Source organism: Arenimonas sp., from assembly GCF_019459675.1.
In the GTDB taxonomy this organism is placed as follows: Bacteria; Pseudomonadota; Gammaproteobacteria; order Xanthomonadales; family Xanthomonadaceae; genus Arenimonas.
Genome location: NZ_JAIBFH010000210.1, coordinates 1 through 1,473, shown reverse-complemented (window position 1 = coordinate 1,473; position 1,473 = coordinate 1). Strand labels below are relative to the sequence as shown.

Genomic DNA, 1,473 nt, shown 5'->3' with positions numbered 1-1,473 from the left:
GACCAGGCGGTCCACCAGTAGAAGGACGTCATCGCGCGCCGGTGCTCGGCATCGGGCACGGTGTTGTTCTTCATCGCGTAGTTTTCGCGAAGCTCGGCCGTGGCGGGGTCGTTGCCCAGCAGGCTCTGGTAGTGCGCGGAGACGTTGGCGATGGCGATGGCGCGCTCGTCGTCGATCACCACCGAACCGGTCTTGGCGTCATAGGTGTTCGGACGCATCATCTGCTGCAGGCGGGCCGACAGCGCGGCCTGCTCGGGAGCCGCCAACGCTTCGTAGTTGGCCGCCTGGTGGTCGCGGCGCGCCCACTGGTCGAGGATGTCCACGGCCTCGCGGTGCAGCCAGTCCGCGGTCCAGTCCGGCGCCACGTAGCTGCCGTGGCCCCAGATCGAGCCCAGCTGCTGGCCGCCGGTGGACTGCCATACCTGGCGTCCCAGCTGGATGTCTGCGCGGGTGAAGACCACCTGGCCGCTGCGCGTGACGACCTGTTCGGGCATCGGCGGCATTTCCCGATGGATCTCGCCGCCGACCCACAGCAGGACGGAAAACGAGACGCCCAGCAAGATCGCGAGTGCGATCCACAGCTTGCGTGTACTGCTCATGACAACTCTCCGGTTTGGATGTCGCCATGCTCGGTCGGCTGGGGTGTCGGCGGCCCTGACTCAGGTCAAGCCTGGTTCAGTTTCTCAGCACCGGTTTCGCCAGCGCTTCCAGCGCGGCGCTGTCGAGCAGCTCGAGCTCGCGGCGGTCCACGCGCACCATGCCGTCTTCCTGCAGTCGCTTGAGCACCCGGCTGACTGTTTCCGGCGCCAGGCGCAGGTAGTTGGCGATGTCGGTGCGGGTCATGGTGAGGTGCAGCCGGGTGGGCGAAAAGCCGCGCCGCGCGTAGCGCCGCGACAGCGCCACCAGGAAGGCCGCCATGCGCTGGTCGGCGGTGAAGTCGCCAGCCAGCAGCGAAGCCTTGCCGATGTCTTCGCTGAGCAGGCGGAACAGCTGGGCCTGCAGGCCCGGCATGCGGGTGGCCAGCAGCGCCATCTTCGGGAAGGAGAACCGGCACAGCATGACCGTGTCCAGCGCCACCGCATTGCAGGGGTAGCGCGACTGGCTGATGGCGCTCAGGCCGATGATCTCGCCGGGCAGGTGGAAGCCCAGGACCTGTTCGTGGCCGGCGGCGTCGAGCACGTAGGTCTTCACGGTGCCGGCGCGTACGGCGGCGATGGCGTTGAACTCGTCGCCTTCGCGGAAAATGTGGTCGCCCTCGTGGAAAGGGCCAATGTGTTCCACCAGCACGTGCAGGTCCATCAGCGACGACTTGTCGTAGCCCTGCGACAGGCAGGCGTCCGAGAACGCGCAGGTGCTGCAGAATTTGAGCTGGTCGCCGTCGTGGGGCGCGGCCGGGGGGGGGAGGGGGGGGCGGCGCGCCCCGGGGCAGCAGTGGGCCCCCCCAAAGCCCGGCGCCCGAGGGCGTGGAGAAAC

At 68.4% G+C, this 1,473-nt stretch carries 1 protein-coding gene and 1 pseudogene; both read right to left on the bottom strand.

Translation table 11 applies throughout. From position 1 onward, the window contains the following. Window positions 1–599: pseudogene (locus K0M70_RS07250) on the bottom strand (nitric-oxide reductase large subunit); the annotation flags it as partial. Between the two features lie 76 nt (window positions 600–675). Continuing rightward, window positions 676–1,473, bottom strand: a 798-nt coding sequence (locus K0M70_RS07245; RefSeq protein ID WP_290781038.1) for a helix-turn-helix domain-containing protein, incomplete at its 5' end; no start/stop codon positions are given.